Genomic DNA, 24,523 nt, shown 5'->3' with positions numbered 1-24,523 from the left:
CGTGAACGGCCGAGGCGGACGACGCAACCCATACCAGCTGACCGACGAGTCCCCGGTGTACGTCATCTCGGTCGCCGCTCAGCTGTCGGGTCTGCACCCGCAGACCCTGCGCCAGTACGACCGCCTCGGCCTGGTCTCCCCCGACCGCGCGGCCGGGCGCGGCCGGCGCTACTCGGCGCGCGACATCGAACTCCTGCGTCAGGTGCAGGAGTTGAGCCAGGACGAGGGGATCAACCTCGCGGGCATCAAGCGCATCATCGAGCTGGAGAACCAGGTCGCGGCGCTGAAGTCCCGCGTGGTGGAGCTCCAGCAGGCGGTGGAGGGCGCGGCTGCGGCCATGCAGCAGCGCGAGGCGCAGGTCCATGCCTCCTACCGCCGCGACCTCGTCCCGTACGAGGACGTGCACCCGCAGTCCGGCGCCCTGGTGGTCTGGCGCCCCAAGAAGCAGCGCCGGGACTGACCGGGACTGACGGGCCGCGTTAACTCGATCAGGTGTGCGCGGTTGGCCGCGGACGGAGCGGCGGCAGAGCGTAGGTGCATGACGTCGACTCGCGCGGCGCTCGCCGCTCTCATGACCTGCACCACCGCGCTGGCGCTCATGGGGGCGAGCGCGCCGGCGCCGTATCCGCCCTCCTCGAAGGGGGACCGCTGGCCGCAGGGAACGGTCAGGACCGTCGGGAAGCTCGTGGCCCGGCTGCCGGGCGCGCAGGCGGAATCCTGCTCGGCCGCGATCGTCGACTCCCCGAGCGGGAGCGTCGTCGCCACGGCGGCGCACTGCATCTCCAGCCCGGAGCGCCCGCGCAAGCCGGAGGCGATGTACTTCCAGCCCGCCTACAAGAGCAAGTCCGGCGGCAAGTCCGGCAGCAAGGACAGGGGCACGACCGGTACGAGCGAGGGCGCGGGCAGCGGCGACGGCCCGAAGTACGTGCTCGCGCACGGCTGGAAGGTCCTCTCGTGGAAGACGGCGCCCGGCTGGGACACCGACAAGAGCCTGGAGTCTGTCCTCCCGTACGACTGGGCGTTCCTGCGCATCGAGAAGCGCGGCGGCCGCACCATCCAGGACGTCTACGGGGCGAACAAGCTGAAGACCGAGCCCGTCCGCGGCGGCACCACGGCGACACTCGGCTACCCCGCCTCGTCCCCGTACGACGGCGAGACGCTGCACTACTGCGCCGGCAAGGCGCACCGCTACCAGCGGGGCGAGATCGCGGCCACGAACGTGGGAGCCCTGGCGCTGCGGCCCTGCCGCCTCACCCAGGGAGTCAGCGGCGGCCCGTGGCTGCGCGGCATCGACAAGAAGCGCGGGGCGGGCACGCTGGTGGCCGTGACCTCCGTGGGTTCCGACGACGAGCTGCTCGGGCGGCCCTATCCGAAGTCGGCGAAGGCTCTGCTCGACAAGTTCGGCGCGAAGCACGAGCACGCGAAGCACAAGCACGCGAAGCACAAGCACTGACCGGGACGCGGGATGCGGGACCGGGACGCGGCCCGGAAGGGAGGCGTCCGGGTTCAGGGGGCCGTGCTGCCCAGCGTCCGGTCGACGGCGATCTCGATCAGCACCCGCTCGGGGTTGGGGACGGGCCGGCGTCCGTAGCGCTCCTCGTAGCGCCGCTCGGCGTCGGCGACCGCCTCCGCCTCCGTGCGGACTCGGGCCCGGCCCTCGAGCGTCGACCACCGTCCGCCGTCGACCTGGCACAGGGCGACGCGCGTTCCCTCGTCGCCCGTCGCCGCGATGTTGCGCGCCTTCTTGCTGCTGCGCCGGGCGACCACGCGCGCGACGCCCCCGGCACCGTCCTCCCCGGGTTCGTACGTCACGCTCACGGGCACCACGTGCGGAGTGCCGTCGGGCCGCAGCGTCGTGAGGGTCGCGTAGTGGCGCTCCCGCCAGAATGCGGCGAGAGCGGCCCCGGAAGACGGCGAGGGTGCCTGGCCGTGCGGCTCCGGACGGTGCGTTTCCATGCTCGTCATGGGAACGAATCTAGTCGCGTGACAGTTGAGTGGAATAGACTCAACTTGCTGGATGCTGAAGCTAGCAGAAAACGGCGGAACAGCCCCAGCCGCATACGAAGGAGGCACGCACGCCAGTGGACGCAGAGCTGACCAACAAGAGCCGGGAAGCGATCAGTTCGGCCAGCGACCGGGCGGTGACGGACGGGCACCCCGACATCACCCCGGCCCATCTGCTCCTCGCTCTGCTCCAGGGTGAGGAGAACGAGAACATCTCCGACCTGATCGCCGCCGTCGAGGCCGATCAGGCGGCCCTCCGCTCGGGCGTCGAGCGCCAGCTCGCGGCCCTGCCCAGCGTCCAGGGATCGACGGTCGGCAAGCCGCAGCCCGACCGGCCGCTGCTCGCCGTCATCGCGGACGCGACCCAGCGCGCGAAGGAGCTGGGCGACGCCTATGTCTCGACCGAGCACCTGCTCATCGGCATCGCCGCCAAGGGCGGCCAGACGGCCGACCTGCTCAAGGAGCAGGGCGCGACCGACAAGAAGCTGCTGGAGGCCTTCCAGGCCTCGCGCGGGAGCCGCCGCGTGACCAACCCCGACCCGGAGGGCACGTACAAGGCGCTGGAGAAGTTCGGCACGGACCTGACCGCGGCCGCCCGCGAGGGCAAGCTCGACCCCGTCATCGGCCGGGACCAGGAGATCCGCCGCGTGGTCCAGGTGCTCTCCCGCCGTACGAAGAACAACCCGGTGCTCATCGGCGAGCCGGGCGTCGGCAAGACGGCGGTCGTGGAGGGCCTGGCCCAGCGCGTCGTCAAGGGCGACGTGCCCGAGTCGCTGCGCGACAAGCGCCTCGTCGCGCTCGACCTCGGCGCGATGGTGGCCGGTGCGAAGTACCGCGGCGAGTTCGAGGAGCGGCTCAAGACCGTGCTGTCGGAGATCAAGGACAGCGACGGCCAGATCATCACCTTCATCGACGAGCTGCACACCGTCGTCGGCGCGGGAGCCGGCGGCGACTCCGCCATGGACGCGGGCAACATGCTCAAGCCGATGCTGGCCCGCGGCGAGCTGCGCATGGTCGGCGCGACGACGCTCGACGAGTACCGCGAGCGCATCGAGAAGGATGCCGCGCTGGAGCGCCGCTTCCAGCAGGTGCTGGTGGCCGAGCCGACCGTCGAGGACTCCATCGCGATCCTGCGCGGCCTCAAGGGGCGGTACGAGGCGCACCACAAGGTCCAGATCGCCGACAGCGCGCTGGTGGCCGCCGCCGCGCTCTCCGACCGCTACATCACCTCGCGCTTCCTTCCCGACAAGGCCATCGACCTCGTCGACGAGGCCGCGTCCCGGCTGCGCATGGAGATCGACTCCTCGCCCGTCGAGATCGACGAACTCCAGCGCGCGGTCGACCGGTTGAAGATGGAGGAGATGGCGCTCGGCAACGAGACCGACCCCGGCTCGGTGGAGCGCCTGGAGCGGCTCCGCCGCGAACTGGCCGACCGCGAGGAGGAGTTGCGCGGCCTGACCGCACGCTGGGAGAAGGAGAAGCAGGGCCTCAACCGCGTCGGCGAGCTCAAGGAGCGCCTCGACGAGCTGCGCGGCCAGGCCGAACGCGCCCAGCGCGAGGGCGACTTCGAGACGGCCTCGCAGCTGCTGTACGGGGAGATCCCGGGCGTCGAGCGCGAGCTGGCCGAGGCCTCGGCCGCCGAGGAGGAGGCCGCCGCGTCCCAGCCCGAGCGGGAGACGATGGTCAAGGAGGAGGTCGGCCAGGACGACATCGCGGACGTCGTCGCGTCCTGGACGGGCATCCCCGCGGGGCGGCTGCTGGAGGGCGAGACCCAGAAGCTGCTGCGCATGGAGGAGGAGCTGGGCAGGCGCCTCATCGGCCAGACCGAGGCCGTACAAGCCGTCTCCGACGCCGTGCGCCGCACCCGGGCCGGCGTCTCCGACCCGGACCGGCCCACCGGCTCGTTCCTCTTCCTCGGGCCGACCGGCGTCGGGAAGACCGAACTGGCCAAGGCACTCGCGGACTTCCTCTTCGACGACGAGCGGGCCATGGTCCGCATCGACATGAGCGAGTACGGCGAGAAGCACTCCGTGGCCCGTCTGGTCGGCGCGCCTCCGGGCTATGTCGGATACGAGGAGGGCGGTCAGCTCACCGAGGCCGTGCGGCGGCGTCCGTACTCCGTCGTGCTGCTGGACGAGGTGGAGAAGGCGCACCACGAAGTCTTCGACGTCCTGCTCCAGGTCCTCGACGACGGGCGGCTCACCGACGGGCAGGGCAGGACGGTCGACTTCCGCAACACGATCCTCGTCCTCACCTCGAACCTGGGCAGCCAGTTCCTGATGGATCCCCTGGAGAAGCAGGAGGAGAAGCGCGAGAAGGTGCTGGCGGCCGTCCGCTCCTCGTTCCGGCCGGAGTTCCTCAACCGCCTCGATGACGTCGTCGTCTTCTCCGCCCTCAGCCAGGAAGAGCTGGGCCGCATCGCCCGGCTCCAGATCGACGGGCTGCGGCGGCGCCTCGCCGACCGCCGTCTCGAACTGGAGGTCACCCCGGAGGCGCTGTCCTGGCTGGCCCGCGAGGGCAACGATCCGGCGTACGGCGCACGGCCGTTGAGGCGTCTGGTGCAGACGGCGATCGGGGACCAGCTGGCCCGCGAGATCCTCTCGGGCGAGGTGCGCGACGGCGACACCGTGCGCGTGGACCACGTCCAGGGCTGGGACGGTCTGATCGTCGGCAGCACGGCTCGCACGCCCGACGACGGCGCGGACACCGTGAGCGCCTGACCGGCGGCGACGCGGACCGGGCTCTGCGGGTCTCCGCGTCGCTTGCCAGGACGGGCCCGGCATGGGGGAGGATGGCGGAATCCGTACGAAGGGAAATACACGGTGAGCATCGATCCGTCCTCGATTCCGAACTTCGGGGGCCAGGAGCCCGACCCGGAGGAGTCCGGCCCGACCGGCCCGGTCATCCCCGACCAGGAGCTGGTCAAGCAGCTGCTGGATCAGATGGAGCTGAAGTACGTCGTCGACGAAGAGGGAGACCTCGCGGCGCCGTGGGAAGAGTTCCGCACGTACTTCATGTTCAGGGGCGAGGAGGAGCAGCAGGTCTTCTCTGTCCGTACGTTCTACGACCGGCCTCACCCGATCGAGGACAAGCCCAAGCTGCTGGAGTCCATCGACGACTGGAACCGGCGGACGCTGTGGCCGAAGGTCTACAGCCACACGCACGACGACGGGACGGTCCGGCTGATCGGCGAGGCCCAGCTGCTGATCGGCACCGGCGTCTCGCTGGAGCACTTCGTCTCCAGCGTCGTCAGCTGGGTGCGGGCGTCGATCGAGTTCGACAAGTGGCTCGTCGAGCAGTTCGGCCTGGAGAAGGACGCGGAGTCCGACGACGGGTCCGGCGACGGAGACCAGTGACGCCGGTGCCCGTCATACCCCTCAGGCGGGTGCACCCTTCAGCCGTGTGACGGCGTCCGCGAGAACCTTCTGCTGCTTGCAGAAGGCGAAGCGGACGAAGGGTGCACCCGCTTCTTCGTGGTCGTAGAAGACCTGCGTCGGGACGGCCACGACGCCGCAACGCTCGGGCAGGGCAAGGCAGAAGTCGATGCCGGAGCCGTGCCCGAGGGGCCGGATGTCGGTGGTGACGAAGTACGTGCCGGGTGCCTGGAAGACGCCGAAGCCGGCCTCGGCGAGGCCCTCGGAGAGCAGATCGCGCTGGGCGCGCAGGTCGTCGCGCAGCTGTGTGTAGTAACTGTCGGGCAGGGCCAGCGCCTCGGCGACCGCGTACTGGAACGGCCCCGCGGAGACGTAGGTGAGGAACTGCTTCGCCGAGCGCACGGCGCTCACCAGCTCCGGAGTCGAGGTCACCCAGCCGACCTTCCAGCCCGTGAAGGAGAAGGTCTTCCCCGCGGAGCTGACGGTCACGGTGCGCTCGTGCATGCCGGGGAACGACGCGATCGGGATGTGCTCGCCTTCGTAGACGAGGTGCTCGTAGACCTCGTCGGTGACCGCCAACAGGCCGCGCTCCACGCAGAGTTCGGCGATCGCCGCGAGCTCGTCGTGGTCGAGCACCGTGCCGGTGGGGTTGTGCGGGGAGTTGAGCAGGATCAGCCGGGTGCGGTCGGTGACGGCGTCGCGCAGCTCGTCGAGGTCGAGCCGGAAGCTGCTTGTCTGCGCGTCGGGCCGCAGCGTGACGGGGACGCGCGTGCCGCCCGCCATGGCGATCGCCGCGGCGTACGAGTCGTAGTACGGCTCCAGGGCGATCACTTCGTCGCCGGGCTCCAGGAGCGCGAGGAGCGCCGCGGTGATGGCCTCCGTGGCTCCCGCGGTGACCAGCACCTCGGTCTCCGGGTCGGGGTCGAGGCCCAAGTGCCCGTACCAGCGCCGCTGGTGGGCCGCGACGGCGTCGCGCAGCTCCGGGATGCCGGGCCCGGGTGGGTACTGGTTTCCGCGGCCTTCGCGCACGGCCCGTACGGCGGCTTCGCGCACCGGCTCGGGGCCGTCGGTGTCGGGGAAGCCCTGGCCCAGGTTGATCGCGCCCGTACGGACGGCGAGGGCCGACATCTCCGCGAAGATCGTGGTGCCGAACTCCGCGAGGCGCCGGTTGAGCAGCGGACGTTCCGGTACTCGCTGGTCAGCAGTCATGGCCGTCATCCTGCGGGAAGCTCCGGCGTTACTCAACTCCCTGCCGCCCCCGGGCCGGGCCCGGGGGCGACTGCGGGGGAGGTGCCGGTGCGGCGTGCGGGTGCGGCGTGGTCAGAGCTGGCCGCGGATGGCTCCTGACGGGAACTGCGTGTTGTGGACGTTGGTGTAGAAGAAGAACGGGTTGCGCTTGATGCCCTCCAGCTCCCAGAAGGTCAGGACGCTCGCGGCATTGGCGGCGGTCTGGGTGCGCTGGGCGCGGATGCAGCCGCGGGACGAGCCGTTCTCGGGGGGCGTATTGAGGGTGACGGCGACGGGCCCGGCCTCGCCCCGGGGCCCGAAGTGGATGTGGGCGGCGGTGGGGGGAGCGATGTTGCTGACGCTGAGCTTGTAGCAGAGCTTGCCGTGGGAGACGCGGTACAGCAGCGTGCCGGTGCCGTCGGGGTCTCCCGGGCCGGGGACCTCCTGCGCACCGTTCAGCGTCACGACGTGCTTGCCGTGGCCCCCGGCGGGGTCGGCCTGGGAGGTGGCGGCGGCGGTGCCGGCCGTCGAGGCCAGCAGGGCCGCGGCGCCGAGTGCGGCCGTGACGGCAGCGGTGGATACGCGCATGCGAATGCTCCTCCTCGTTCCGGGCACGGAACGTGCTTGTACGGACACACTCCGTGCATAGCAGATCCGGGGACGACGCTAAGCGGCGCGCGGGTGGTTCGCATCCGTACCGGGCATTCGGTGCACAAGGGACGTATTCGGAGAAGGCTCTCAGCGGGCGGTCGCCAACCTCTCTTCTTGCTCAACTCCGCATTGAAGCCCGGGACTCCGGGGCAGGAGCGGCTCACGCCGGCACGGTGCCGGTGCCCGGCACCCGGCCGCGGGGGCCGGGTGGAAGTCCCGAGCAGCGCGAAGAGCGCACTGCGCAACTCATGGGGGAGCTGAGACAGATGGTTGGCATTGGAATCTTTCTCGTCATAGGCATCATCGTGGTCGTCTTCCTGGTCGCGGCCGCTGCCTCCAAGAACGGTTCCGGCCGCAAGTACCGCGGCGGCGGCTACTCGAGCGGAGGCGGGGGCGGCGCGTGGTGGTCGGGCGACTCCGGTCACCACGGAGGGCACGGGGGCCATGGCGGCCACTCCTGCGGTGGGGGCTCGTCCTGTGGCGGCGGTTCGTCGTGCGGTGGCGGCGGCGGTGGCGGCTGCGGCGGTGGCGGCGGCTCCTGACCGGGCGTCACGCGCGGGCTCCGCGGGCGCCACGACGCCCACGGCGTGCACTACTACGGAATCCGTACTTCCGCTGGGCGTCCGGCAGTTGAACATCTGAACTGCCGGGCCCCCGGGGGGATGGAAACCCGGAGAAGTTGGGCCATAGAGCTGTCGCAGCACACATTTCATGATTCGGTGATTCTGTATCCCCGGACTTGGCGTGGGTACGAGCCGCCGGCGCACGACCCCAGGTCACTCGCTGAGAGAAGCGCCCGGCTCACCCTCCACGTGTGCTTGCGGAGCCGACCCATGCTCACCACTCTCTCCACCCCTTACACGGACACCCGCGCGGGCGACCTCGCGTGGGCACTCGGCCGCGAGCCGCTTCCCGCGCTCGCCCAGCGCGCGCTGCAATTCGACGGCGTCACAGTGCAGTTGAGGCTGCTCGGCGCATCCCATCAGGTGCTCCTCGAAGAGGACGGCTCCGTCTGCTCCGAGACGGTGGCCTGCATGCCCGGCAGCAGCACGCCGCTGCCGCTCGGCGTCTCGCGGCACACCGGCGAGTGGGAGTACGACTTCGCGGCGCAGGTCGAGACGCTCTCGCCCCGCGAATTCGCGGCCCGCGCACGGGAGTTGCTCGACCTCGTCTCCGACCACCCCGGCGGGCTCGCCGGCACGTTCCCGGGCGCCCCGCACGCGTTCACGGCGCTGCTCGTCGAGCGCCTCGCGGGGCACGTCCGCTGGCGTACGTGGCACTCGTACCCGCAGGAGGGCCGGCTGGTCTCCACCCGTACCCGCGTGGCGCGTCTCCCCGCGCAGGAGTGCCGGGGGCGGCGTACGAGGGGGGCCCGGCGTGCGCCCGCGGCCGCGTTCGCAGGAGCCGAACGACCCACGCACGCCCGGTAGTCGGCGCGTACCCCGGATCCGCTGTGCTTCAGGGCGCTTCACTGCGCGTGGTTTGCCGCGTCGGAACGCGTGTGGGTGACGAAGAGTGTAAAAGGCGTCACGTAGCGTTCGCGACATGATCGACCGTTCCCTCGTCCAGACCCAGGAGGCGCGGCTGCCGGTGCCCGCCGGGCTCGGGCGCGGGCTCGTCCTCGCCTCGGTCTTCGTCTGCGCCGCATGCGGCCTCGTCTATGAGCTCGAACTCGTCGCGCTCGCCTCGTACTTGGCGGGCGACTCGGTCACGCAGGCGTCCGTCGTCCTGTCCGTGATGGTCTTCGCGATGGGCGTCGGTTCGCTGCTCGCCAAGCGGCTGCGCTGCCGGGCGGCGACCGGATTCGCCGCCGTCGAGGCGCTGTTGGCGCTCGTCGGCGGCGGCTCGGCGATGGCCCTGTACGCGAGCTTCGCCTGGCTCGGGGGCGCGCACGTCGCGCTCGTGGGCTTCTCCCTCGCCATCGGAGGGCTGATCGGCGCCGAGATGCCGCTGCTGATGACGCTCATCCAGCGCATCCGGCGGCAGGACGCGGGAGGCGCCGTCGCCGACCTCTTCGCCGCCGACTACGTGGGCGCACTGGTCGGCGGGCTGACCTTCCCCTTTCTTCTGCTGCCGTTCTTCGGCCAGTTGACCGGTGCTCTGCTGACGGGCGTGGTGAACGCGGGAGCGGGCGGCGTCGTCGTGCTGTGGCTCTTCCGCCACGACGTGAGCACCCGCACCCGCTGGAGTCTGCTCGCGGTGAACGGCGCGGTGGTGCTGCTGCTCGTCGCCGGCACCGTCTTCGTGGCCCCCTTCGAACGGGCGGCACGGCACGCGATGTACGGGCACGACGTACGCGTCGCCGTCCGCACCGGCACACAGGAAGCGGTGCTGACGGGAGACGCCGACCCCGCCGCGTACCGGCACGGCGCCGAACCGCTCCGGTTCTACCTCGACGGGCGGCTGCGCGCCTCCTCGGCCGACGGCAACCGCTACCACGCCTCGCTCGTGCGGCCCGCCATGACGGCCGGCCCGCACCGGCGCGTGCTGATCCTCGGCGGCGCGGACGGGCTGGCGCTGCGCGAAGTGCTCCGCCACTCCGGGGTGCGTGAGGTGACCGTCCTCGAACGCGACGCGGAGGCAGTGGAGTTGGCCCGTACGGACCCGGGGCTGCGCAGGCTCAACCGCGACGCGTACAGGGACCCGCGGGTACGGCTCGAAACCGGCGTCGACGCCTTCGACCGGCTGCGGCAGCGGGCGCCCGGGGCGGCACCGTACGACGTCGTCGTCTCCGACCTGCCCGACCCCGCCGCGCAGGACACCGCGAAGCTCTACTCGCAGGAGTTCTACGGGCTCGTGGACCGCGCCCTCGCACCGGACGGCCGGCTCGCCGTCCACGCGGGAGCGGCCGGCGCCCACCCCCGTACGTACTGGACGGTGGAGGCGACCCTGCGCTCCGCGGGTCTGCGCACAGCGCCGTACGTGCTGCGGCGCCCCCGCGACTGGGGGTTCGTGCTCGCCGCGCACGGCGGCGCCCCGAGGCCGCGGCTGGCCGGGTCCACGGCGCCGGGGACGGCCACCGTGCTGAGCGGCACGGCGTCGGGCACCGGCGCCCGCGGCGGCGCGAGCACCGCGTCACCGCTGGGACCGCTGACATCGCATCAACTTCGCGCCGCCGGGCTGCGCGCCGAGCGCGACCGCGTGCGGGGCCTTCCGCCCTCCACGCTCACGCACCCGCGCTACCAGTAGGCGGGCAGGGTCTGTGCCCGTTCCGCGCCCAGGCGGGTGCGCTGCGCGGGCGGAACAGCGCCGACCGGTCACATGTACGGGGCACGGTGGGTAGGCTCCGCCCTATGGAGCACGAGGTGAACGTTCCGTTTTCCGTCGGGTCGGTACGGGCGGCGCTCGCTGAGCCCGAACGCGTGGCGCGCTGTGTGCCCGGTCTGCAACTCGACGGTGCGGAGAGCGTCAAGACCACCAAGCGCGCGAACGCCAAGCACCCCGCGAGCACCGTCGAGGGACGGCTCCGGGTCCGCGTCGGCGGTTCCACGATCACCTACCGGGGCAGCCTGACCGTCACGCCCCGGGGTGAGGACTTCACCGTCAAGGGCAACGGGACGGAGGCACGGGGCGACGGTTCCGTGCGGCTGAACCTCACCGTCGTACCGAGGCGGTCGACGGAGGGCGAGGGCACCCGCCTGGTCTGCTCGGGGACGGTCAAGGGCGACGGACGCCTCGGTGACGTCGAGCAGAAGACGGCGGCCACTGCCGGGCAGCGGCTGCTGGAACGCTTCGGCAAGGCGCTCGGCGAGAGCATCCAGGAGGACCCGCCCCGCACCCTCGAAGCTCCCGAGGCCCCGGCGGCGGAGCCCGCCGCCACCGCCGAGCCCGCGGCCGGACCGGGAGCCGAGCCCACGGGCGGCCCCGCCGGCGGCATCGGCGAACCCGGCGACAACGACCGCGTGATCCCCGGCATCCCGGGGCCCGGCCCCGAGGACCGGGAGACCGAGAGCAAGGACGGGTCCAGGGCCAGGGACACGGAGAAGGCCGGCGAGACGTCCACGGGCCCGGAGAAGGACGCCGGGGCCGACGGCCGGGACGAATCCGCGGGCAAGGCCGCTGACGAGGCCGGGGACGAGACGGGCGACGCCGGCCAGGACCGGGAGAGCCCCGAGGGCGAGACCCCGGAGCAGGAGACCTCCGAGCGCGGAGGCATCTTCGGCGCGGAGATCCCGCCGTCCTCCCTCGACCCGCTGCACGACGACGAGCCGCTCGACGAGGCCGAGGTGGAGGCCGCGGCCGAGGCCGAGGCGGCACACGCGCGCCGCACGATGATCGGCCGCAGCGCCGAAGAGGTCGACCACGCGCCGCCGCGCGGCCGCTACGCGCCCGTCCCTCTCCCGGAGCCCATCGCCAACTCGGCCGCGCTGCGCTGGGTCGCACCGGCAGCGGCGGCCGTGGTCGCCGGAGCAGTCGTGATCGGCCGTGCCCTTCGCCGCCGCCGCTGACCGCGGCCGTGCCGCCGCCGAGGTGTACGGCCGGGTCGCGCTCTGCCTGCAAGTGCCGAGGTTTAGGGTCGCGTCATGACTGACACCGCCACCACCGACGCCGACGTCACGCTCCGCGCCGGTAACGCCGAGCTGACGCTCGAACCGCACCGGGGCTGCCGTATCGCCTCGCTGAAGGTCGGCGGTACGGAACTGCTCCGGCAGGGCAACAGATACGGCGCGTTCGTCATGGTGCCCTGGTGCGGCCGTACCGATCAGGGCCGCTTCCGCAGCGGCGGCGAGCTCTACCAACTCCCCCTGGACACCGGCCCGCACGCGATCCACGGCACCGTGCGCGACGGGGCGTGGCGCACCCTGCGGCAGGACGACCGTTCCGCGGCCTTCACTTACGAGCTGAGCGACCCCTGGCCGTGGGAGGGCCTGGTGACGCAGATCGTCGAGCTCGACGAGGCGGGCGAAGCGCTCACGCTCACCCTCGGCGTCGAGGCCGCCGACTCCAGCTTTCCGGCACAGGCCGGCTGGCACCCCTGGTTCCTGCGCGACCTCGACGGGCGCGGCGGCGACGTACGCATCGACTTCGACCCGCAGTGGCAGGAGGAGCGCGGCGTCGACCACCTCCCCACCGGTACGCGCATCGCGCCCCGGCCCGGGCCGTGGGACGACTGCTTCGGCATGCCGCAGGGCGTCGACGTCACGCTGACCTGGCCCGGGAAGCTGGAGCTGAAGGTCGCGAGCCGGGCCGAGTGGGTCGTCGTCTACGACGAGCAGCCCGAGGCCGTGTGCGTCGAGCCGCAGACGGGGCCGCCCAACGGCCTCAACTCGCACCCGCACCTGGTGACTCCCATCCAGCCGCTCGAAGTCTCCACCACCTGGAGCTGGCGGGCTCTGTCGTAGCGGCCGCGGCCCCTCTCGCGGAGCCCGCCGCCGCCCCCGAATAGGCTCCGGGCCATGAGCACTGCTGATGCGCTGCTGCGGCAGATCAAGGAAAAGGCCGTCGTGCACGGCAAGGTGACGCTCTCCTCCGGGCAGGAGGCGGACTTCTACATCGACCTGCGCCGCATCACCCTCGACGGCGAGGCCGCGCCGCTCGCGGGCCAGGTCATGCTGGACCTCACCGAGGGGCTCGACTACGACGCCGTCGGCGGCCTCACGCTGGGCGCCGACCCCGTGGCCTCGGCGATGCTGCACGCCGCCGCGGCGAGGGGCCGGAGGCTGGACGCGTTCGTCGTACGGAAGGCGGGCAAGGCACACGGCCTTCAACGCCGCATCGAGGGGCCGGACATCGCCGGCCGGCGGGTGCTGATCGTCGAGGACACCTCCACCACCGGCAACTCGCCGCTCACCGCGGTCGAGGCGGCACGGGAGGCGGGTGCGGAGGTCGTGGCGGTGGCCACCATCGTGGAGCGCGGCGCCGCGGAGGCCGTCGCGGCGGCGGGCCTCCCCTATCTGCACGCGTACGAGCTGGCGGATCTCGGGCTCGCGTGAGAAGGCGGCCCGGCGCCGCCCCGCCGTGCCCGGGCCGTCGTCCCCGCCGTCCGCCTGTGACCGAGGCACCGGGGTCCGTCTGGGAGGATGGGGGGTGACGATGACGTCGTTCCGTTGAATTCTTTGATCCCCCTCGATCCGGTCCGGGACCCACGCCGATCCGGTCCGGGGATTCGTAAGCAGAGCCGATACGCACCCCAAGGAGCGGACAGATGCCCATCGCGACCCCCGAGGTCTACAACGAGATGTTCGACCGGGCGAAGGCGGGCAAGTTCGCCTACCCCGCCATCAACGTCACCTCGACGCAGACCCTGCACGCGGCCCTGCGCGGCTTCGCGGAGGCGGAGAGCGACGGCATCGTCCAGATCTCCACGGGCGGCGCCGAGTTCCTGGGCGGGCAGTACAGCAAGGACATGGTGAGCGGGGCCGTCGCGCTGGCCGAGTTCGCGCACACCGTCGCGAAGAAGTACCCGGTCAACGTCGCCCTCCACACCGACCACTGCCCGAAGGACAAGCTGGACGGTTACGTACGTCCGCTGCTCGCCGTCTCCAAGGAGCGCGTGGACGCGGGCCAGAACCCCCTGTTCCAGTCGCACATGTGGGACGGCTCGGCGGAGACGCTGAAGGACAACCTGGAGATCGGGCAGGAGCTGCTCGCCCAGGCCACCGCCGCGAAGATCATCCTCGAGGTCGAGATCACCCCGACCGGCGGCGAGGAGGACGGCATCAGCCACGAGATCAACGACGAGCTGTACACGACGGTCGACGACGCGCTGCGCACCGCCGAGGCCCTCGGGCTGGGCGAGAAGGGCCGCTATCTGCTGGCCGCGTCGTTCGGCAACGTGCACGGCGTCTACAAGCCGGGCAACGTCGTGCTCCGTCCCGAACTGCTGAAGGACCTCCAGGAGGGCGTGGCCGCGAAGTCGGGCAAGCAGAATCCGTTCGACTTCGTCTTCCACGGCGGCTCCGGCTCCACGGACACGGAGATCGCCACGGCGCTGGAGAACGGCGTGGTGAAGATGAACCTGGACACCGACACCCAGTACGCCTTCTCGCGTCCCGTCGCGGACCACATGTTCCGCAACTACGACGGCGTGCTGAAGGTCGACGGCGAAGTCGGCAACAAGAAGACGTACGACCCGCGCAGCTGGGGCAAGGCCGCCGAGAAGGGCATGGCCGAGCGCGTGCAGCAGGCGTGCGCGAACCTGCGCTCGACCGGCACCCGGCTGAAGTAGGCCCGGCGGCAGGCGGGGAGCGTCCCTCACCGGGCCTCGCTCCCGCATCTCTACCGCGGTGTCCGACGGAGGACCGGCCGCCCTTCCGGGGCCGGTCCTCCCGCGCTGTGCGCCGCCCCCGCGGGTTCGCGCACCCGGGACCGCGTCCCGTACCGACAAGGCAGACTGGAAGCCATGAGCATTCACGAGAATCTGCTCGGGGGCCCGCCCCCGACCCACCTGCCCGACGACCCCGGCCCGCGCGAGCTGCTCGCCTCCGGGACCGCGCCCGTCGAGGTGGCCGCGCAGTATCCGGCGTCGTCGCTGGCGTGGGCGCTGCTCGCGGACGACGCCTTCGAGGCGGGGCGGGTCGTCGAGTCGTACGCGTACGCGCGTACGGGCTACCACCGCGGCCTCGACGCGCTGCGCCGCAACGGCTGGAAGGGCCACGGTCCCGTGCCGTTCGAGCACGAGCCGAACCGCGGCTTCCTGCGCGCGCTGCACGCGCTCGCGCGGGCCGCGGAATCGATCGGGGAGCACGACGAGTACGAGCGCTGCTCGACCTTTCTCAAGGAGAGTTCGCCGACCGCCGCGGCGACCTTGTCCTGACCGGACGGTGGGCGTGACCCGGCCGGGGCATATGACCAGGGCGCTGACCAGGTGCTCTTGTCCCGGCGGGCCGCCTCCTCGATGATGAGTGGAGGCCCGCGCGTCCCGGAAGTCCGGGGGCGGGCCTGAGGGGACCGGGGCTCCATTGCCGATCGAGAGAAGGAGCGGACCGCTACCCGGACACCACGTTGAGGAGAAGCGATGTCGCACGACGTCGAAGACCCCGCGGCCGGTTCGCAGGCCCCCAATCTGGACTTCGAAGGCACCACTCCGTACGAGGACTACGTCCAGGCCGACGTCCTCACGCACCTCCAGCACCCGCTGTCCGAGGACCCGGGCGAGATGGCCTTCCTCGTCACCACACAGGTCATGGAGCTGTGGTTCACGGTCATCGTGCACGAGTGGGAGACGGCCGCGAAGTCGCTGCGGCAGGACGATCTGCGGGGTGCGCTGGCCGCGCTCAAGCGCTCCACGTACGAACTGCGGTCGCTGAACGCGTCCTGGGAACCGCTGGCCCATCTGACGCCGGCGCAGTTCAACTCGTACCGCTCGGCGCTCGGTGAGGGCTCCGGCTTCCAGTCCGCGATGTACCGGCGGATGGAGTTCCTGCTCGGCGAGAAGTCCGCGTCGATGCTCGTACCGCATCGCGGAGCGCCGCGCGTGCACGACGAGTTGGAGAAGGCGCTGCACGAACCGAGCCTCTACGACGAGGTGTTGCGCCATCTCGCCCGGCGGGGCGAGGCGGTGCCGCAGGAGGTGCTGGCGAGGGACGTCTCGGAGTTGTACCGGCCGCACCCCGGTGTGGAGGCCGTCTGGGCGGGTGCGTACGGCGCCGCGGACGGTTCCGGAGAGTTCGGCGAGGGCGCGGCCGAGCACGGCGACGTCGTACGGCTCGGTGAGGCGCTGACCGAGGTCGCCGAGCTGGTGTGGCGCTGGCGCAACGACCATCTCGTCGCCACGCGGCGGGCGATGGGCTCCAAGGTCGGCACCGGCGGATCGGCGGGCGTGGCATGGCTGGAGAAGCGTGCCGCGAAGAACGTCTTCCCGGAGCTGTGGACGGCGCGCAGCCATGTCTGACGCGGGGCCGGAGGCCGCGGCGGAGCTCGACGCGCGCGACGAACTCGCCCACTGCCGCAAGGACTTCGTCCTCGACGGCATCGAGGGCGCCGGTGACGGCGCCGGCGGAGGTGCCGGCGGCACCGTCTACCTCGACGGCAACTCGCTGGGTGCGCTGCCCCGTTCGGTGCCCGCGCGCCTCGCCGAGGTCGTGGAGCGGGAGTGGGGCCGCTTGCGCATCCGCTCGTGGAGCGAGTCCGGCTGGTGGAGCGCGCCGGAACGGATCGGCGACCGCATCGCCCCGCTGGTGGGCGCCGCCGGGGGGCAGATCGTGGCCGGGGACTCGACCAGCGTCAACGTCTTCAAGGCCGTGGTGGGAGCGGTGCGCCTCGCCCGCGCCGAACGGCGCGGCGAGGACCGTTCGGAGATCCTCGTGGACGCGGCCACCTTCCCCACCGACGGCTACATCGCCCGCTCCGCGGCCCGCATGACCGGGGCCACGGTGCGGGCCGTGCCCGTCGCCGGGATGGCGGCGGCGGCAGGCCCCTCCACCGCCGTCGCGCTCGTCAACCATGTCGACTACCGCACGGGCGAGTTGCACGACCTGGGCGCCGTCACCTCCGCGGTGCACCGGGCGGGCGGCCGCGTCGTGTGGGACGTCTGCCACAGCGCGGGAGCCCTTCCCGTCGAACTCGACGCGTCCGGCGCCGACTTCGCGGTCGGCTGTACGTACAAGTACCTCAACGGAGGCCCCGGCTCGCCCGCGTTCCTGTACGTACGGCGCGAGTTGCAGCCGCGGTTCGACAGCCCGCTGCCCGGCTGGACGTCGCACGCGGACCCGTTCGCCATGTCGGACGGGTACGTGCCGGCGGACGGCGCCGCGCGCGGGCGCGTCGGCACTCCGGACATCCTCTCCATGCTCGCGCTGGAGGAGGCGCTGAAGGTGTGGGACGGCGTCGGCATCGCGGCCGTCCGCGCCAAGAGCCTCGCCCTGACGGACTTCTTCCTGCGGCAGGTGCGCGCGCATGTGCCCGGCGGACGGGCCGGACGGCTGCGGCTGCGCTCGCTGACGCCGGAGGCGCACGAGCGGCGCGGCAGCCAGATCTCCCTGCTGTGCGAGGACGAGTCCGAGAGCGGGCGGGAGGACGGAGCCGCCGGGGACGTGACGGCGGGCCCGGACGTCGCGCAGGATGTGATGGCGGCGCTGCACGCGCGGGGCGTCGTCGGCGACTTCCGCCGCCCGGGCGTGCTCCGCTTCGGATTCACGCCGCTCTACACGTCGTTCGGCGACGCCGACCGAGCGGCGCGGGAGTTGGCGGACGTGCTGCACGAGCGCGGGGCGGGATGACGGCGACGACGCGGGACGGGGTGGGCAGTTGAGTGCCGGGGAGCGGAGCGCGCTGCTGGATCTGAAACCGGTGCCGCCTGAACGTACCGTCTCCTACGGTGAACACCCCTCCCAGATCGTCGACTTCTACGGGGCGGACGCCACGGGGCCGCGTGTCACCGTCCTCCACGGCGGCTTCTGGCGCGAGGCGTACGACCGCACGCACCTCTCGCCCTTCGCCGCCGCGCTCGCGGAGCGGGGCATGGCGGTCGAACTCGTGGAGTACCGGCGCGTGGGCGGCGGTGGCGGATGGCCCGTGACCGCGCAGGACGTCGGCGCCGCGCTCGGCCTGCTCGGCTCGGCGGACGTACTGCTGGGGCACTCGGCGGGCGGCCAGCTCGCGCTGTGGGCGGCGGCGCAGGAGGGCCGCGCGGCGGACCGCGTCGTGGCCGTCGCGCCCGTCGCGGACCTGGCGCGGGCGCACCGGCTGCGGCTCAGCGCGGGCGCGGTCGGTGAATTCCTGGGCGGAGAGGCGGCGTTGGCGGAGCGGCTGGCGGAGGCCGATCCGATGCGCCTGCTGCCGCGCGTGCCGGTGGAGATCCTCCACGGCACCGCCGACGACGTGGTTCCGCCGGAGCTGTCGCGCCGCTACGCCAACGACTGGGGCGCGCGCCTGCATCTGCTCACGGGCGTCGGGCACTACGCGCCGTTCACGCCCGGCACGCCCGCGTTCGGCGTGCTCGTCGACGCGCTGGGCCGGGCGGTGCCGTGAGCCGGCTGCCGTGAGGCCGGGGCCGTGAACAGCCACCGCGCCGTGAACTCCCTGCCGGACGCCGCCCGTTCAGGGCAGCAGGCGGAAGTCGGCGAAGTCGAAGCCCGGTGAGACGACGCAGCTGACCAGCGTCTCGCCGTCCCGGTCGGCGGGGCGTGCCCGCTGCCACGTTCCGGGCGGCACGACGGCCTGCGGTCGCTCGCCGCCTGCGACGTCGGCGCCGAGGGTGAGCGCGACGGGCTCGTCGCCGGGGGTCTCCTCGGTGCCGCCGAGTTGCAGACGCAGCGGCGATCCGGAGTGCCACAGCCAGATCTCGGCGGACCGTACGACGTGCCAGCGCGACTCGTCGCCCGGGCCCAGCAGGAAGTAGATCGCGGTGGCGCTCGCCCGCTCGCCGTCGTACCCGTCGGGACGGAGCGGGACGTCGCTGCGCCACGTCTCGCGGAACCAGCCGCCTTCCGGGTGCGGTTGCAGCCCGAGTGCCTCGATCAGCGGCGACGGGGCGGAGGACTGGGATCGGTCCGGCATCGGTCGGCGTACCTCGTTTCTTCGGGTGGCGAAGGGCGCGCGTGCGGCGAGTCCGGTCTGGATCGGAACTCCGGCCACATGATCGCGGCTGAGGCCCGCTGAAGTCGAGCGGGCCTCGTCGCCGGGGCGCGGAGCGGCCAAGTGCGCGGGTACGCCGCCGACTTGGCGACGCGACGCGACGCGCGCGCGACGTACGCCTGGGCCGCCCCTCGCCCCGGCTCCGGCCCTACAGGAACGAGTTGACCTGGATCGTCTCGTCGCGCCCGGGACCCACACCGATCGCCGAGACGGGTGCGCCCGACATCTCTTCGAGGGTCTTCACATACGCCTGCGCGTTCTTCGGCAGGTCGGTGAAGGACTTGGCCTTGGTGATGTCCTCCGACCAGCCCGGCAGATACTCGTATACCGGGGTGGCATGGTGGAAGTCGCTCTGGCTGAAGGGGAGTTCGTCGACGCGCTTGCCCTCGATCTCGTAGCCGACGCAGACGGGGATGCGCTCCCAGCCGGTGAGCACGTCGAGCTTGGTGAGGAAGAAGTCCGTGAGGCCGTTGACGCGGGTCGCGTACCGGGCGATGACCGCGTCGAACCAGCCGCAGCGCCGGTCGCGCCCCGTCGTGACGCCCCGCTCGCCGCCGATCTCCCGCAGCGCCTCGCCGTCGGCGTCGAGCAGTTCGGTGGGGAAGGGACCCGCGCCGACCCGGGTCGTGTACGCCTTGAGGATGCCGATGACGCGGCTGATCTTCGTCGGCCCGACGCCCGACCCCGTACAGGCGCCGCCCGCCGTCGGGTTGGAGGAGGTGACGAAGGGATACGTGCCGTGGTCGACGTCGAGCAGCGTGCCCTGGCCGCCCTCGAAGAGGACGACCTTGCCCTCGTCCACGGCGTTGTTGAGGATCAGGGTGGTGTCGGCGACGTAGCCGCGCAGCTGATCGGCGTACCCGAGGAGCTCCTCGACGACCTGTTCGGTGCGCACGGCCCGCCGGTTGTAGAGCTTGGCGAGCACCTGGTTCTTGAAGTCGAGGGCGGCCTCGACCTTCTGCGTGAGGATCGACTCGTCGAACAGGTCCTGGACGCGGATGCCGACCCGGTTGATCTTGTCCGCGTAGGCGGGCCCGATGCCGCGCCCCGTGGTGCCGATCTTCCGCGTACCGAGGAACCGTTCCGTCACCTTGTCGACCTCGGTGTGGTACGGCGTGATCAAGTGCGCGTTGCCGCTGATGAGAAGGCCGGAGGTGTCGACGCCGCGCTCGTTCAGCCCGCTCAGCTCGGAGAGCAGGACCGACGGGTCGACGACGACGCCGTTGCCGATGACGGGCACACAGCCCGGCGAGAGGATGCCCGAGGGGAGCAGGTGCAGCGCGTACTTCTGGTCGCCGACGACGACCGTGTGGCCGGCGTTGTTGCCGCCCTGGTAGCGCACCACGTAGTCCACCGAACCCCCGAGGAGATCGGTGGCTTTCCCTTTGCCCTCGTCACCCCACTGAGCACCGAGCAGCACAAGTGCGGGCACAGGCGTACACCCCTTCCGGGCGGGGCATGTCCCACGTGCGTGGCGAGTGCCAACGCAAGAGCCGCGGACCGGTGCCCCAGATAGAGGAAGCCCCTGGCGCAACAGCGACAGGGGCTCTTGCACCGAGAGGTTACCTGAGAGAGGAACAAGGTGTCGGCTCCAGACCCCGCGGGGACCTCGCAGCCCTCGCTGCTCCTTGTCATCGACCCCGCCGCGAAGCTGTGGGACGGGGAATCCGTGCGCATCGCCCGGGACGTGCTCTGCGCGGGCGCACCGGGCGTGAAGGTGTGCCTGCCGGAGAGCCCGGAGGAGGCGGAGCGGGCCCTGGCCCGCCGCGGCAGCCGCCGCCCGGTGGTCGTGGGTGACGACAGAGCGCTGCTGCGGGCCGTCCGACTGCTGCACCGGGAGCGGGAGTTGGACGACGCGGTGCTCTCGGTGGTGCCCGTCGGTGCGGAGGAGACGGTGGCGCTGACGTGCGGTCTGGGCGTGCCGGCGGACGCGGTCTCGGCGGCCCGTACCGTCCTCGACGGCGTCGAGCAGCGGCTGGGCCTGCTGATAGACGACAGCGGCGGAGTCGTTCTCGGGGGCATCCGCATCCCGGAGCCTCCGGGCGGCGACGGGCCCCAGGGCCTGGGCGGAGCGCTGCGCGCCAAGGCGGCGCTCTCGCGTGCGCGGCGCCTCGCGGCTGCGAGGGTCCCCGCGCAGCGGCTGCGGGTCGAGGCCGACGGCGAACTCCTCGCCGACCTGGACCGTCCGGTGGCGGAGGTCTCGGTCACCACCCCTGGCTCGTCGAGCGGGGGAGACTCCGGGCCTCCCTTCGCGCAAGTGACGGTGCGGCCCCAAGGAGCGGACCGCTCCGGGCTGGTGCGCGCGAGGGCGAAGGCGGTGACGGTTTCGGGGCCGGACTTCAGCTACCGCGCGGACGCCCTCGTGGGCGGGCCCGTGCGGGTGCGGACGTGGACGGCGCTCGCGGCGGCGTGGAGTCTCACTCTTCCGGCTTGAGGCCGGGGGTCGCCTCGGCGCCCCCGGCACGGCGGGCGTACCAGCGCTCCAGCATGCCCTCCAGCTCGCCCTGCATGAACTCCAGGAATTCGTAGGTGTCCCGCACGCGGCGGCCCGCCGGGGTGTCCGGCCCCAGGGCCTGTTCGCCGCCCCGGAGCGTGGTCGTCCAGCGGGTCAGAAGCTGGTCGCGGTCGAGCAGCGCCTCGTACCAGACGTTCTCGTGTACGCGGTAGAGCTCGCGGCGGGAACCGGGTTCGCGCTCGCGGCTGACCATGTGGACCTGGGCGAGGTAGCGGACCGCGCCGGAGACGGCGGCCGGGCTGATGCGGAGCCGCTCCGCGAGCTGTGCCGAGCTGAGCGATCCGTCGTCGGAGGCGAGGAGGCAGGCGAAGACGCGGGAGGCCATGCGCTGCATGCCGGCCTCGGTCATGTCGGCGGCGAAGCGCTCGACGAAGGCCGACGCGGCGCCGTCGTAGCCGCCCGCTTCGGGCTCGGACCCGGGCTCTGATCTCTCGTCAGTCACCGGCTCGGCTCCCCTCCCTGCTCTGCTGCTCGTCCCTCTTCGGCCGCCGTCCATGGTCGGCGGCCGGTCGTCGCTGCTCAGCCTGCGTACGGTAGATCCTAACGCTTCCTTAACTTCACAAATTTATGAAGCAAGCGTAGCTTCCTGGCTATGGATACATCCGCCACCGCGATCTCGGTAGCCGGTCTCGTGAAGACCTTCGGCCGGGTACGAGCACTCGACGGTCTCGACCTCGAAGTCCGCACCGGAGAGGTGCACGGCTTCCTCGGGCCCAACGGCGCCGGGAAGTCGACCACCATCCGCGTCCTCCTCGGCCTGCTGCGCTCGGACGCCGGCACCGCACGGCTGCTCGGCCACGACCCGTGGGAAGACGCCGTCGACCTGCACCGCCGCCTCGCCTACGTCCCCGGCGACGTCGAGCTGTGGCCCGGCCTCACCGGAGGCGAGGCGATCGACCTGCTCGCCCGCCTCCGCGGCGGCCTCGACGCCGCACGCCGCGACGAGCTGATCGAGCGCTTCGACCTCGACCCGACCAAGAAGGGCCGCACGTACTCCAAGGGCAACCGGCAGAAGGTCGCCATCATCGCGGCGCTCGCCTCCGACGCGGAGCTGCTGCTGCTGGACGAACCCACCGCGGGGCTCGACCCGTTGATGGAGGTCGTCTTCCAGGACGTCATCTTCCAGGCGAAGGCCGCGGGCAAGACAGTGCTGCTCTCCAGTCACATCCTGGCCCAGGTCGAGAAGCTCGCCGACCGCGTGAGCATCATCCGGCTCGGGCGGATCGTCCAGTCCGGAACGCTCAGCGACATGCGGCATCTGACGCGTACGACCATCGAGGCCGAGACCGAGCGGCCCGTGACCGGGCTCGAAGGGCTGCCGGGCGTGCACGACGTACGCACGGACGACCGGCGCGTGCACTTCGCCGTCGACGGCGCGCACCTCGACGAGGCGGTGCGCCACCTCAGCGGCCTCGGCGTGCGCAGCCTCACGAGCCATCCGCCCACGCTCGAAGAGCTGATGCTGCGCCACTACGGCGACGAACTGGCCGCGAACGGACACCTCACCGGGGCCGGGGGCGCGGCGCGATGACCGTCCAGGCCGAGACCAGGAGCAAGTCCCGTCCGCCGGCGTCGCCGGAGGCGGGCGGGCGCGGCCGCGTGCTCGCCGGGACGGGCACCCTCATCCGCTTCGCCCTACGCCGCGACCGGCTGCGCATCCCGGCGTGGATCGCCGCGCTCGCGCTCGTCGGCGTCTCCACGGTCACCAAGCTCGAAGGGCTCTATCCGGACGCCGCCCACCGTGCCTCCGTGGCGAAGACCATGGGCAGTCCAGCGGCGCTCGCCATGACCGGGCCTCGCCACTACCTCGAAGGCGGCTACAACCTGGGCGCGATGCTCAGCCACCAGGTGATCGGCTTCTACGGGGTGCTGGCCGCCCTGATGGCCGTGCTGACGGTCGTACGGCACACGCGCACCGAGGAGGAGACCGGCCGGGCCGAGCTGCTCCGCTCGACCGTCGTGGGCCGGCACGCCGCACTGACCGCCGCGCTCACGGTCGCGGCCGTCGCGTCCCTGGTGCTCGGCGGGCTGCTCGCGGTCGGCCTCGGCGCCTCCGGCACACAGGGCGTCGACTGGGAGGGATCGCTGCTGTTCGGGGCGTTGTTCGCCGGGCTGGGCATCGCCTTCGCCGGGGTCGCGGCCGTCACCGTGCAGATCACGGAGCACGCGCGGGGCGCCTCCGGGATGGCTCTGGCCGTGATCGGCGTCGCGTACGTGCTGCGCGCCGCCGGCGACGTCGGCGACGGCACTCTCTCCTGGCTGTCGCCGATCGGCTGGGCGCAGCGCAGCTACCCGTTCGTCGACGACCTGTGGTGGCCGCTGCTGCTCCTGCTCGCCGCCGCCGTCGTCACGGGCGGCGCGGGCTATGCGCTCAGCGTCCGGCGCGACGTCGGCGAGGGGCTGCGCCCTCCGCGACCGGGCCGGCGGACGGCCTCGGCCGCGCTGCTGCGCCCCTTCGGCTTCGCGATGCGGCTGCACCGGGGCACGCTGGCGGGCTTCGGCGCCGGGATCTTCCTGCTCGGCACGATGTACGGGGCGATCCTCGGCGACGTCGAGGACATGCTGAAGGACGTCGACGTCCTGGACGACGCGCTCGCCAAGGCCGGGGGAGCCTCGCTCGTGGACTCCTTCGCCTCGATCGTCATGATCGTCAACGCGGTCATCGCCGCCGTGTACGTGGTGCTCGCGGCCCTGCGTCCCCGCGCCGAGGAGAGCGCGGGACGGGCGGAGCCCCTGCTGGCCACGGGTCTCTCCCGTACGCGCTGGGCCTGGAGCCATCTGTCGGTGACGATCGTCGGCGGCACGTTCACGCTGCTGCTCGCGGGGCTCGGCTTCGGCATCGCCGGCGCGGCCTCCACCGGGGACGGCGGACTGGTGCTCTCGCTCGTGGGCGCGGCGCTGGCGTACGCACCGGCCCTGTGGGTCACGGCCGGGGTCGCGGCCCTGCTCTTCGGGTGGCTGCCGCGCGCCACGGCGGTGGCGTGGATCGTGCCGGTGTACGCGTTCCTCGTCGGATACCTGGGCCAGATCCTCCAGTTCCCGGACTGGATGAACGACCTGTCGCCGTTCGGCCACGTGCCACAGCTGCCCGCCAAGGACATGGACTGGACTCCGATGGCGGCGCTCACCGCGGTCGCGGCCGTGCTGATCGCCGCGGGGCTGGCGGGGTTCCGGCGCAGGGACCTGGAGACGAAGTAGGCCCCGGCGCCGCCCGGTTGACGGGGGGGCGGGCCGC

At 72.2% G+C, this 24,523-nt stretch carries 24 protein-coding genes; 18 read left to right on the top strand and 6 right to left on the bottom strand.

Features of this window, described 5'->3' with window-relative positions; all coding sequences use genetic code 11:
* Position 1: 1 nt before the first annotated feature.
* Together QQM67_RS22200 and QQM67_RS22195 are read left to right on the top strand one after the other, a co-directional pair.
* A complete protein-coding gene (locus QQM67_RS22200; protein WP_028437518.1) occupies positions 2–460 on the top strand; it encodes a heat shock protein transcriptional repressor HspR in 459 nt (152 codons plus the stop codon).
* Positions 461–538: 78 nt separating this feature from the next.
* Positions 539–1,453, top strand: a complete 915-nt coding sequence (locus QQM67_RS22195; protein ID WP_314175779.1) for a trypsin-like serine peptidase — start codon at positions 539–541, stop codon at positions 1,451–1,453.
* A gap of 53 nt (positions 1,454–1,506) precedes the next feature.
* On the opposite strand, the gene QQM67_RS22190 is transcribed toward QQM67_RS22195, so the two are convergent.
* Entirely contained in the window at positions 1,507–1,956 is a 450-nt protein-coding gene (locus QQM67_RS22190; protein WP_314176179.1) for a TIGR03618 family F420-dependent PPOX class oxidoreductase, read from the bottom strand.
* Between the two features lie 125 nt (positions 1,957–2,081).
* Between QQM67_RS22190 and clpB the strand changes: the two genes are divergently transcribed.
* A complete protein-coding gene (clpB, locus tag QQM67_RS22185) occupies positions 2,082–4,724 on the top strand; it encodes an ATP-dependent chaperone ClpB (RefSeq protein WP_314175778.1) in 2,643 nt (880 codons plus the stop codon).
* 102 nt (positions 4,725–4,826) lie between these two features.
* Positions 4,827–5,360, top strand: coding sequence for a type III secretion system chaperone family protein (locus QQM67_RS22180; RefSeq protein ID WP_314175777.1), 534 nt, complete (start codon positions 4,827–4,829; stop codon positions 5,358–5,360).
* Positions 5,361–5,381: 21 nt separating this feature from the next.
* Here the strand turns inward: QQM67_RS22180 and QQM67_RS22175 are convergent, their stop codons facing one another.
* Both QQM67_RS22175 and QQM67_RS22170 read right to left on the bottom strand, forming a co-directional pair.
* Positions 5,382–6,587, bottom strand: a complete 1,206-nt coding sequence (locus QQM67_RS22175; RefSeq protein WP_314175776.1) for a pyridoxal phosphate-dependent aminotransferase — start codon at positions 6,585–6,587, stop codon at positions 5,382–5,384.
* A gap of 111 nt (positions 6,588–6,698) precedes the next feature.
* Positions 6,699–7,193, bottom strand: coding sequence for a CHRD domain-containing protein (locus tag QQM67_RS22170; protein ID WP_314175775.1), 495 nt, complete (start codon positions 7,191–7,193; stop codon positions 6,699–6,701).
* A gap of 329 nt (positions 7,194–7,522) precedes the next feature.
* Between QQM67_RS22170 and QQM67_RS22165 the strand changes: the two genes are divergently transcribed.
* The 11 genes from QQM67_RS22165 (at position 7,523) to QQM67_RS22115 (ending at position 18,167) form a co-directional block, all read left to right on the top strand.
* Complete coding sequence (locus QQM67_RS22165; protein ID WP_314175774.1) at positions 7,523–7,798, top strand: hypothetical protein; 276 nt, start codon at positions 7,523–7,525, stop codon at positions 7,796–7,798.
* A gap of 291 nt (positions 7,799–8,089) precedes the next feature.
* Entirely contained in the window at positions 8,090–8,686 is a 597-nt protein-coding gene (locus tag QQM67_RS22160; RefSeq protein ID WP_314175773.1) for a DUF2617 family protein, read from the top strand.
* Between the two features lie 115 nt (positions 8,687–8,801).
* On the top strand, positions 8,802–10,445 hold the full coding sequence (locus tag QQM67_RS22155) for a polyamine aminopropyltransferase (protein ID WP_314175772.1): 1,644 nt from the start codon (positions 8,802–8,804) through the stop codon (positions 10,443–10,445).
* Between the two features lie 116 nt (positions 10,446–10,561).
* Positions 10,562–11,704 carry an SRPBCC family protein gene (locus QQM67_RS22150; protein WP_314175771.1) on the top strand — a complete coding sequence of 381 codons (1,143 nt, stop codon included), beginning with the start codon at positions 10,562–10,564 and terminating at the stop codon, positions 11,702–11,704.
* Between the two features lie 75 nt (positions 11,705–11,779).
* On the top strand, positions 11,780–12,598 hold the full coding sequence (locus QQM67_RS22145) for an aldose epimerase family protein (RefSeq protein WP_314175770.1): 819 nt from the start codon (positions 11,780–11,782) through the stop codon (positions 12,596–12,598).
* Positions 12,599–12,652: 54 nt separating this feature from the next.
* The gene (gene pyrE, locus QQM67_RS22140; protein WP_314175769.1) at positions 12,653–13,189 is read left to right on the top strand and encodes an orotate phosphoribosyltransferase; all 537 of its coding nucleotides are present in this window, start codon (positions 12,653–12,655) and stop codon (positions 13,187–13,189) included.
* 212 nt (positions 13,190–13,401) lie between these two features.
* Positions 13,402–14,424 carry a class II fructose-bisphosphate aldolase gene (fbaA, locus tag QQM67_RS22135; RefSeq protein WP_314175768.1) on the top strand — a complete coding sequence of 341 codons (1,023 nt, stop codon included), beginning with the start codon at positions 13,402–13,404 and terminating at the stop codon, positions 14,422–14,424.
* 174 nt (positions 14,425–14,598) lie between these two features.
* Positions 14,599–15,012, top strand: coding sequence for a DUF3151 domain-containing protein (locus QQM67_RS22130; protein ID WP_314175767.1), 414 nt, complete (start codon positions 14,599–14,601; stop codon positions 15,010–15,012).
* A gap of 201 nt (positions 15,013–15,213) precedes the next feature.
* Complete coding sequence (locus QQM67_RS22125; protein ID WP_314175766.1) at positions 15,214–16,089, top strand: tryptophan 2,3-dioxygenase family protein; 876 nt, start codon at positions 15,214–15,216, stop codon at positions 16,087–16,089.
* Complete coding sequence (locus tag QQM67_RS22120) at positions 16,082–17,416, top strand: kynureninase (protein WP_314175765.1); 1,335 nt, start codon at positions 16,082–16,084, stop codon at positions 17,414–17,416. The genes QQM67_RS22125 and QQM67_RS22120 overlap by 8 nt, the downstream gene beginning before the upstream one ends.
* 28 nt (positions 17,417–17,444) lie before the next feature.
* Positions 17,445–18,167: an alpha/beta hydrolase family protein gene (locus tag QQM67_RS22115; RefSeq protein WP_314175764.1), complete on the top strand. Its 723-nt coding sequence runs from the start codon at positions 17,445–17,447 to the stop codon at positions 18,165–18,167.
* A gap of 69 nt (positions 18,168–18,236) precedes the next feature.
* Here QQM67_RS22115 and QQM67_RS22110 read toward each other — a convergent pair whose 3' ends face one another.
* Together QQM67_RS22110 and QQM67_RS22105 are read right to left on the bottom strand one after the other, a co-directional pair.
* Positions 18,237–18,695 carry a cupin domain-containing protein gene (locus QQM67_RS22110; RefSeq protein ID WP_314175763.1) on the bottom strand — a complete coding sequence of 153 codons (459 nt, stop codon included), beginning with the start codon at positions 18,693–18,695 and terminating at the stop codon, positions 18,237–18,239.
* 226 nt (positions 18,696–18,921) lie between these two features.
* Positions 18,922–20,205 (bottom strand): adenylosuccinate synthase, encoded by a 1,284-nt coding sequence (locus QQM67_RS22105; protein WP_314175762.1) that lies wholly within the window; start codon positions 20,203–20,205, stop codon positions 18,922–18,924.
* Between the two features lie 150 nt (positions 20,206–20,355).
* On the opposite strand from QQM67_RS22105, the gene QQM67_RS22100 reads away from it, so the two are divergent.
* On the top strand, positions 20,356–21,207 hold the full coding sequence (locus QQM67_RS22100; RefSeq protein ID WP_314175761.1) for a diacylglycerol kinase: 852 nt from the start codon (positions 20,356–20,358) through the stop codon (positions 21,205–21,207).
* On the opposite strand, the gene QQM67_RS22095 is transcribed toward QQM67_RS22100, so the two are convergent.
* On the bottom strand, positions 21,191–21,730 hold the full coding sequence (locus QQM67_RS22095; protein WP_314175760.1) for a GbsR/MarR family transcriptional regulator: 540 nt from the start codon (positions 21,728–21,730) through the stop codon (positions 21,191–21,193). The two genes, QQM67_RS22100 and QQM67_RS22095, sit on opposite strands and share 17 nt — an antisense overlap.
* A 150-nt stretch (positions 21,731–21,880) precedes the next feature.
* Here QQM67_RS22095 and QQM67_RS22090 point away from each other — a divergent pair, with 150 nt between their 5' ends.
* Together QQM67_RS22090 and QQM67_RS22085 are read left to right on the top strand one after the other, a co-directional pair.
* On the top strand, positions 21,881–22,819 hold the full coding sequence (locus QQM67_RS22090; protein WP_314175759.1) for an ABC transporter ATP-binding protein: 939 nt from the start codon (positions 21,881–21,883) through the stop codon (positions 22,817–22,819).
* On the top strand, positions 22,816–24,486 hold the full coding sequence (locus QQM67_RS22085) for an ABC transporter permease (RefSeq protein ID WP_314175758.1): 1,671 nt from the start codon (positions 22,816–22,818) through the stop codon (positions 24,484–24,486). Before QQM67_RS22090 ends, QQM67_RS22085 begins: the two co-directional genes overlap by 4 nt.
* Positions 24,487–24,523 lie beyond the last annotated feature (37 nt).

Origin of the sequence: Streptomyces winkii, from assembly GCF_032248595.1 — a bacterium.
Classification (GTDB): domain Bacteria; phylum Actinomycetota; class Actinomycetes; order Streptomycetales; family Streptomycetaceae; genus Streptomyces; species Streptomyces winkii.
The sequence above is the reverse complement of the archived record's forward strand: the minus strand, read 5'-3'. Positions and strand labels throughout refer to the sequence as shown.

Bases quoted from the DNA above. Each gene is read 5' to 3' on its own strand.
- QQM67_RS22175 (WP_314175776.1), bottom strand. From the start codon at position 6,587: ATGACTGCTGACCAGCGAGTACCGGAACGTCCGCTGCTCAACCGGCGC.
- QQM67_RS22155 (WP_314175772.1), top strand. From the start codon at position 8,802: ATGATCGACCGTTCCCTCGTCCAGACCCAGGAGGCGCGGCTGCCGGTG.
- QQM67_RS22145 (WP_314175770.1), top strand. From the start codon at position 11,780: ATGACTGACACCGCCACCACCGACGCCGACGTCACGCTCCGCGCCGGT.
- QQM67_RS22195 (WP_314175779.1), top strand. From the start codon at position 539: ATGACGTCGACTCGCGCGGCGCTCGCCGCTCTCATGACCTGCACCACC.
- QQM67_RS22165 (WP_314175774.1), top strand. From the start codon at position 7,523: ATGGTTGGCATTGGAATCTTTCTCGTCATAGGCATCATCGTGGTCGTC.
- QQM67_RS22120 (WP_314175765.1), top strand. From the start codon at position 16,082: ATGTCTGACGCGGGGCCGGAGGCCGCGGCGGAGCTCGACGCGCGCGAC.
- QQM67_RS22090 (WP_314175759.1), top strand. From the start codon at position 21,881: ATGGATACATCCGCCACCGCGATCTCGGTAGCCGGTCTCGTGAAGACC.
- fbaA (WP_314175768.1), top strand. From the start codon at position 13,402: ATGCCCATCGCGACCCCCGAGGTCTACAACGAGATGTTCGACCGGGCG.
- QQM67_RS22125 (WP_314175766.1), top strand. From the start codon at position 15,214: ATGTCGCACGACGTCGAAGACCCCGCGGCCGGTTCGCAGGCCCCCAAT.
- QQM67_RS22190 (WP_314176179.1), bottom strand. From the start codon at position 1,956: ATGGAAACGCACCGTCCGGAGCCGCACGGCCAGGCACCCTCGCCGTCT.
- QQM67_RS22110 (WP_314175763.1), bottom strand. From the start codon at position 18,695: ATGCCGGACCGATCCCAGTCCTCCGCCCCGTCGCCGCTGATCGAGGCA.
- QQM67_RS22170 (WP_314175775.1), bottom strand. From the start codon at position 7,193: ATGCGCGTATCCACCGCTGCCGTCACGGCCGCACTCGGCGCCGCGGCC.
- pyrE (WP_314175769.1), top strand. From the start codon at position 12,653: ATGAGCACTGCTGATGCGCTGCTGCGGCAGATCAAGGAAAAGGCCGTC.
- QQM67_RS22160 (WP_314175773.1), top strand. From the start codon at position 8,090: ATGCTCACCACTCTCTCCACCCCTTACACGGACACCCGCGCGGGCGAC.
- QQM67_RS22085 (WP_314175758.1), top strand. From the start codon at position 22,816: ATGACCGTCCAGGCCGAGACCAGGAGCAAGTCCCGTCCGCCGGCGTCG.
- QQM67_RS22130 (WP_314175767.1), top strand. From the start codon at position 14,599: ATGAGCATTCACGAGAATCTGCTCGGGGGCCCGCCCCCGACCCACCTG.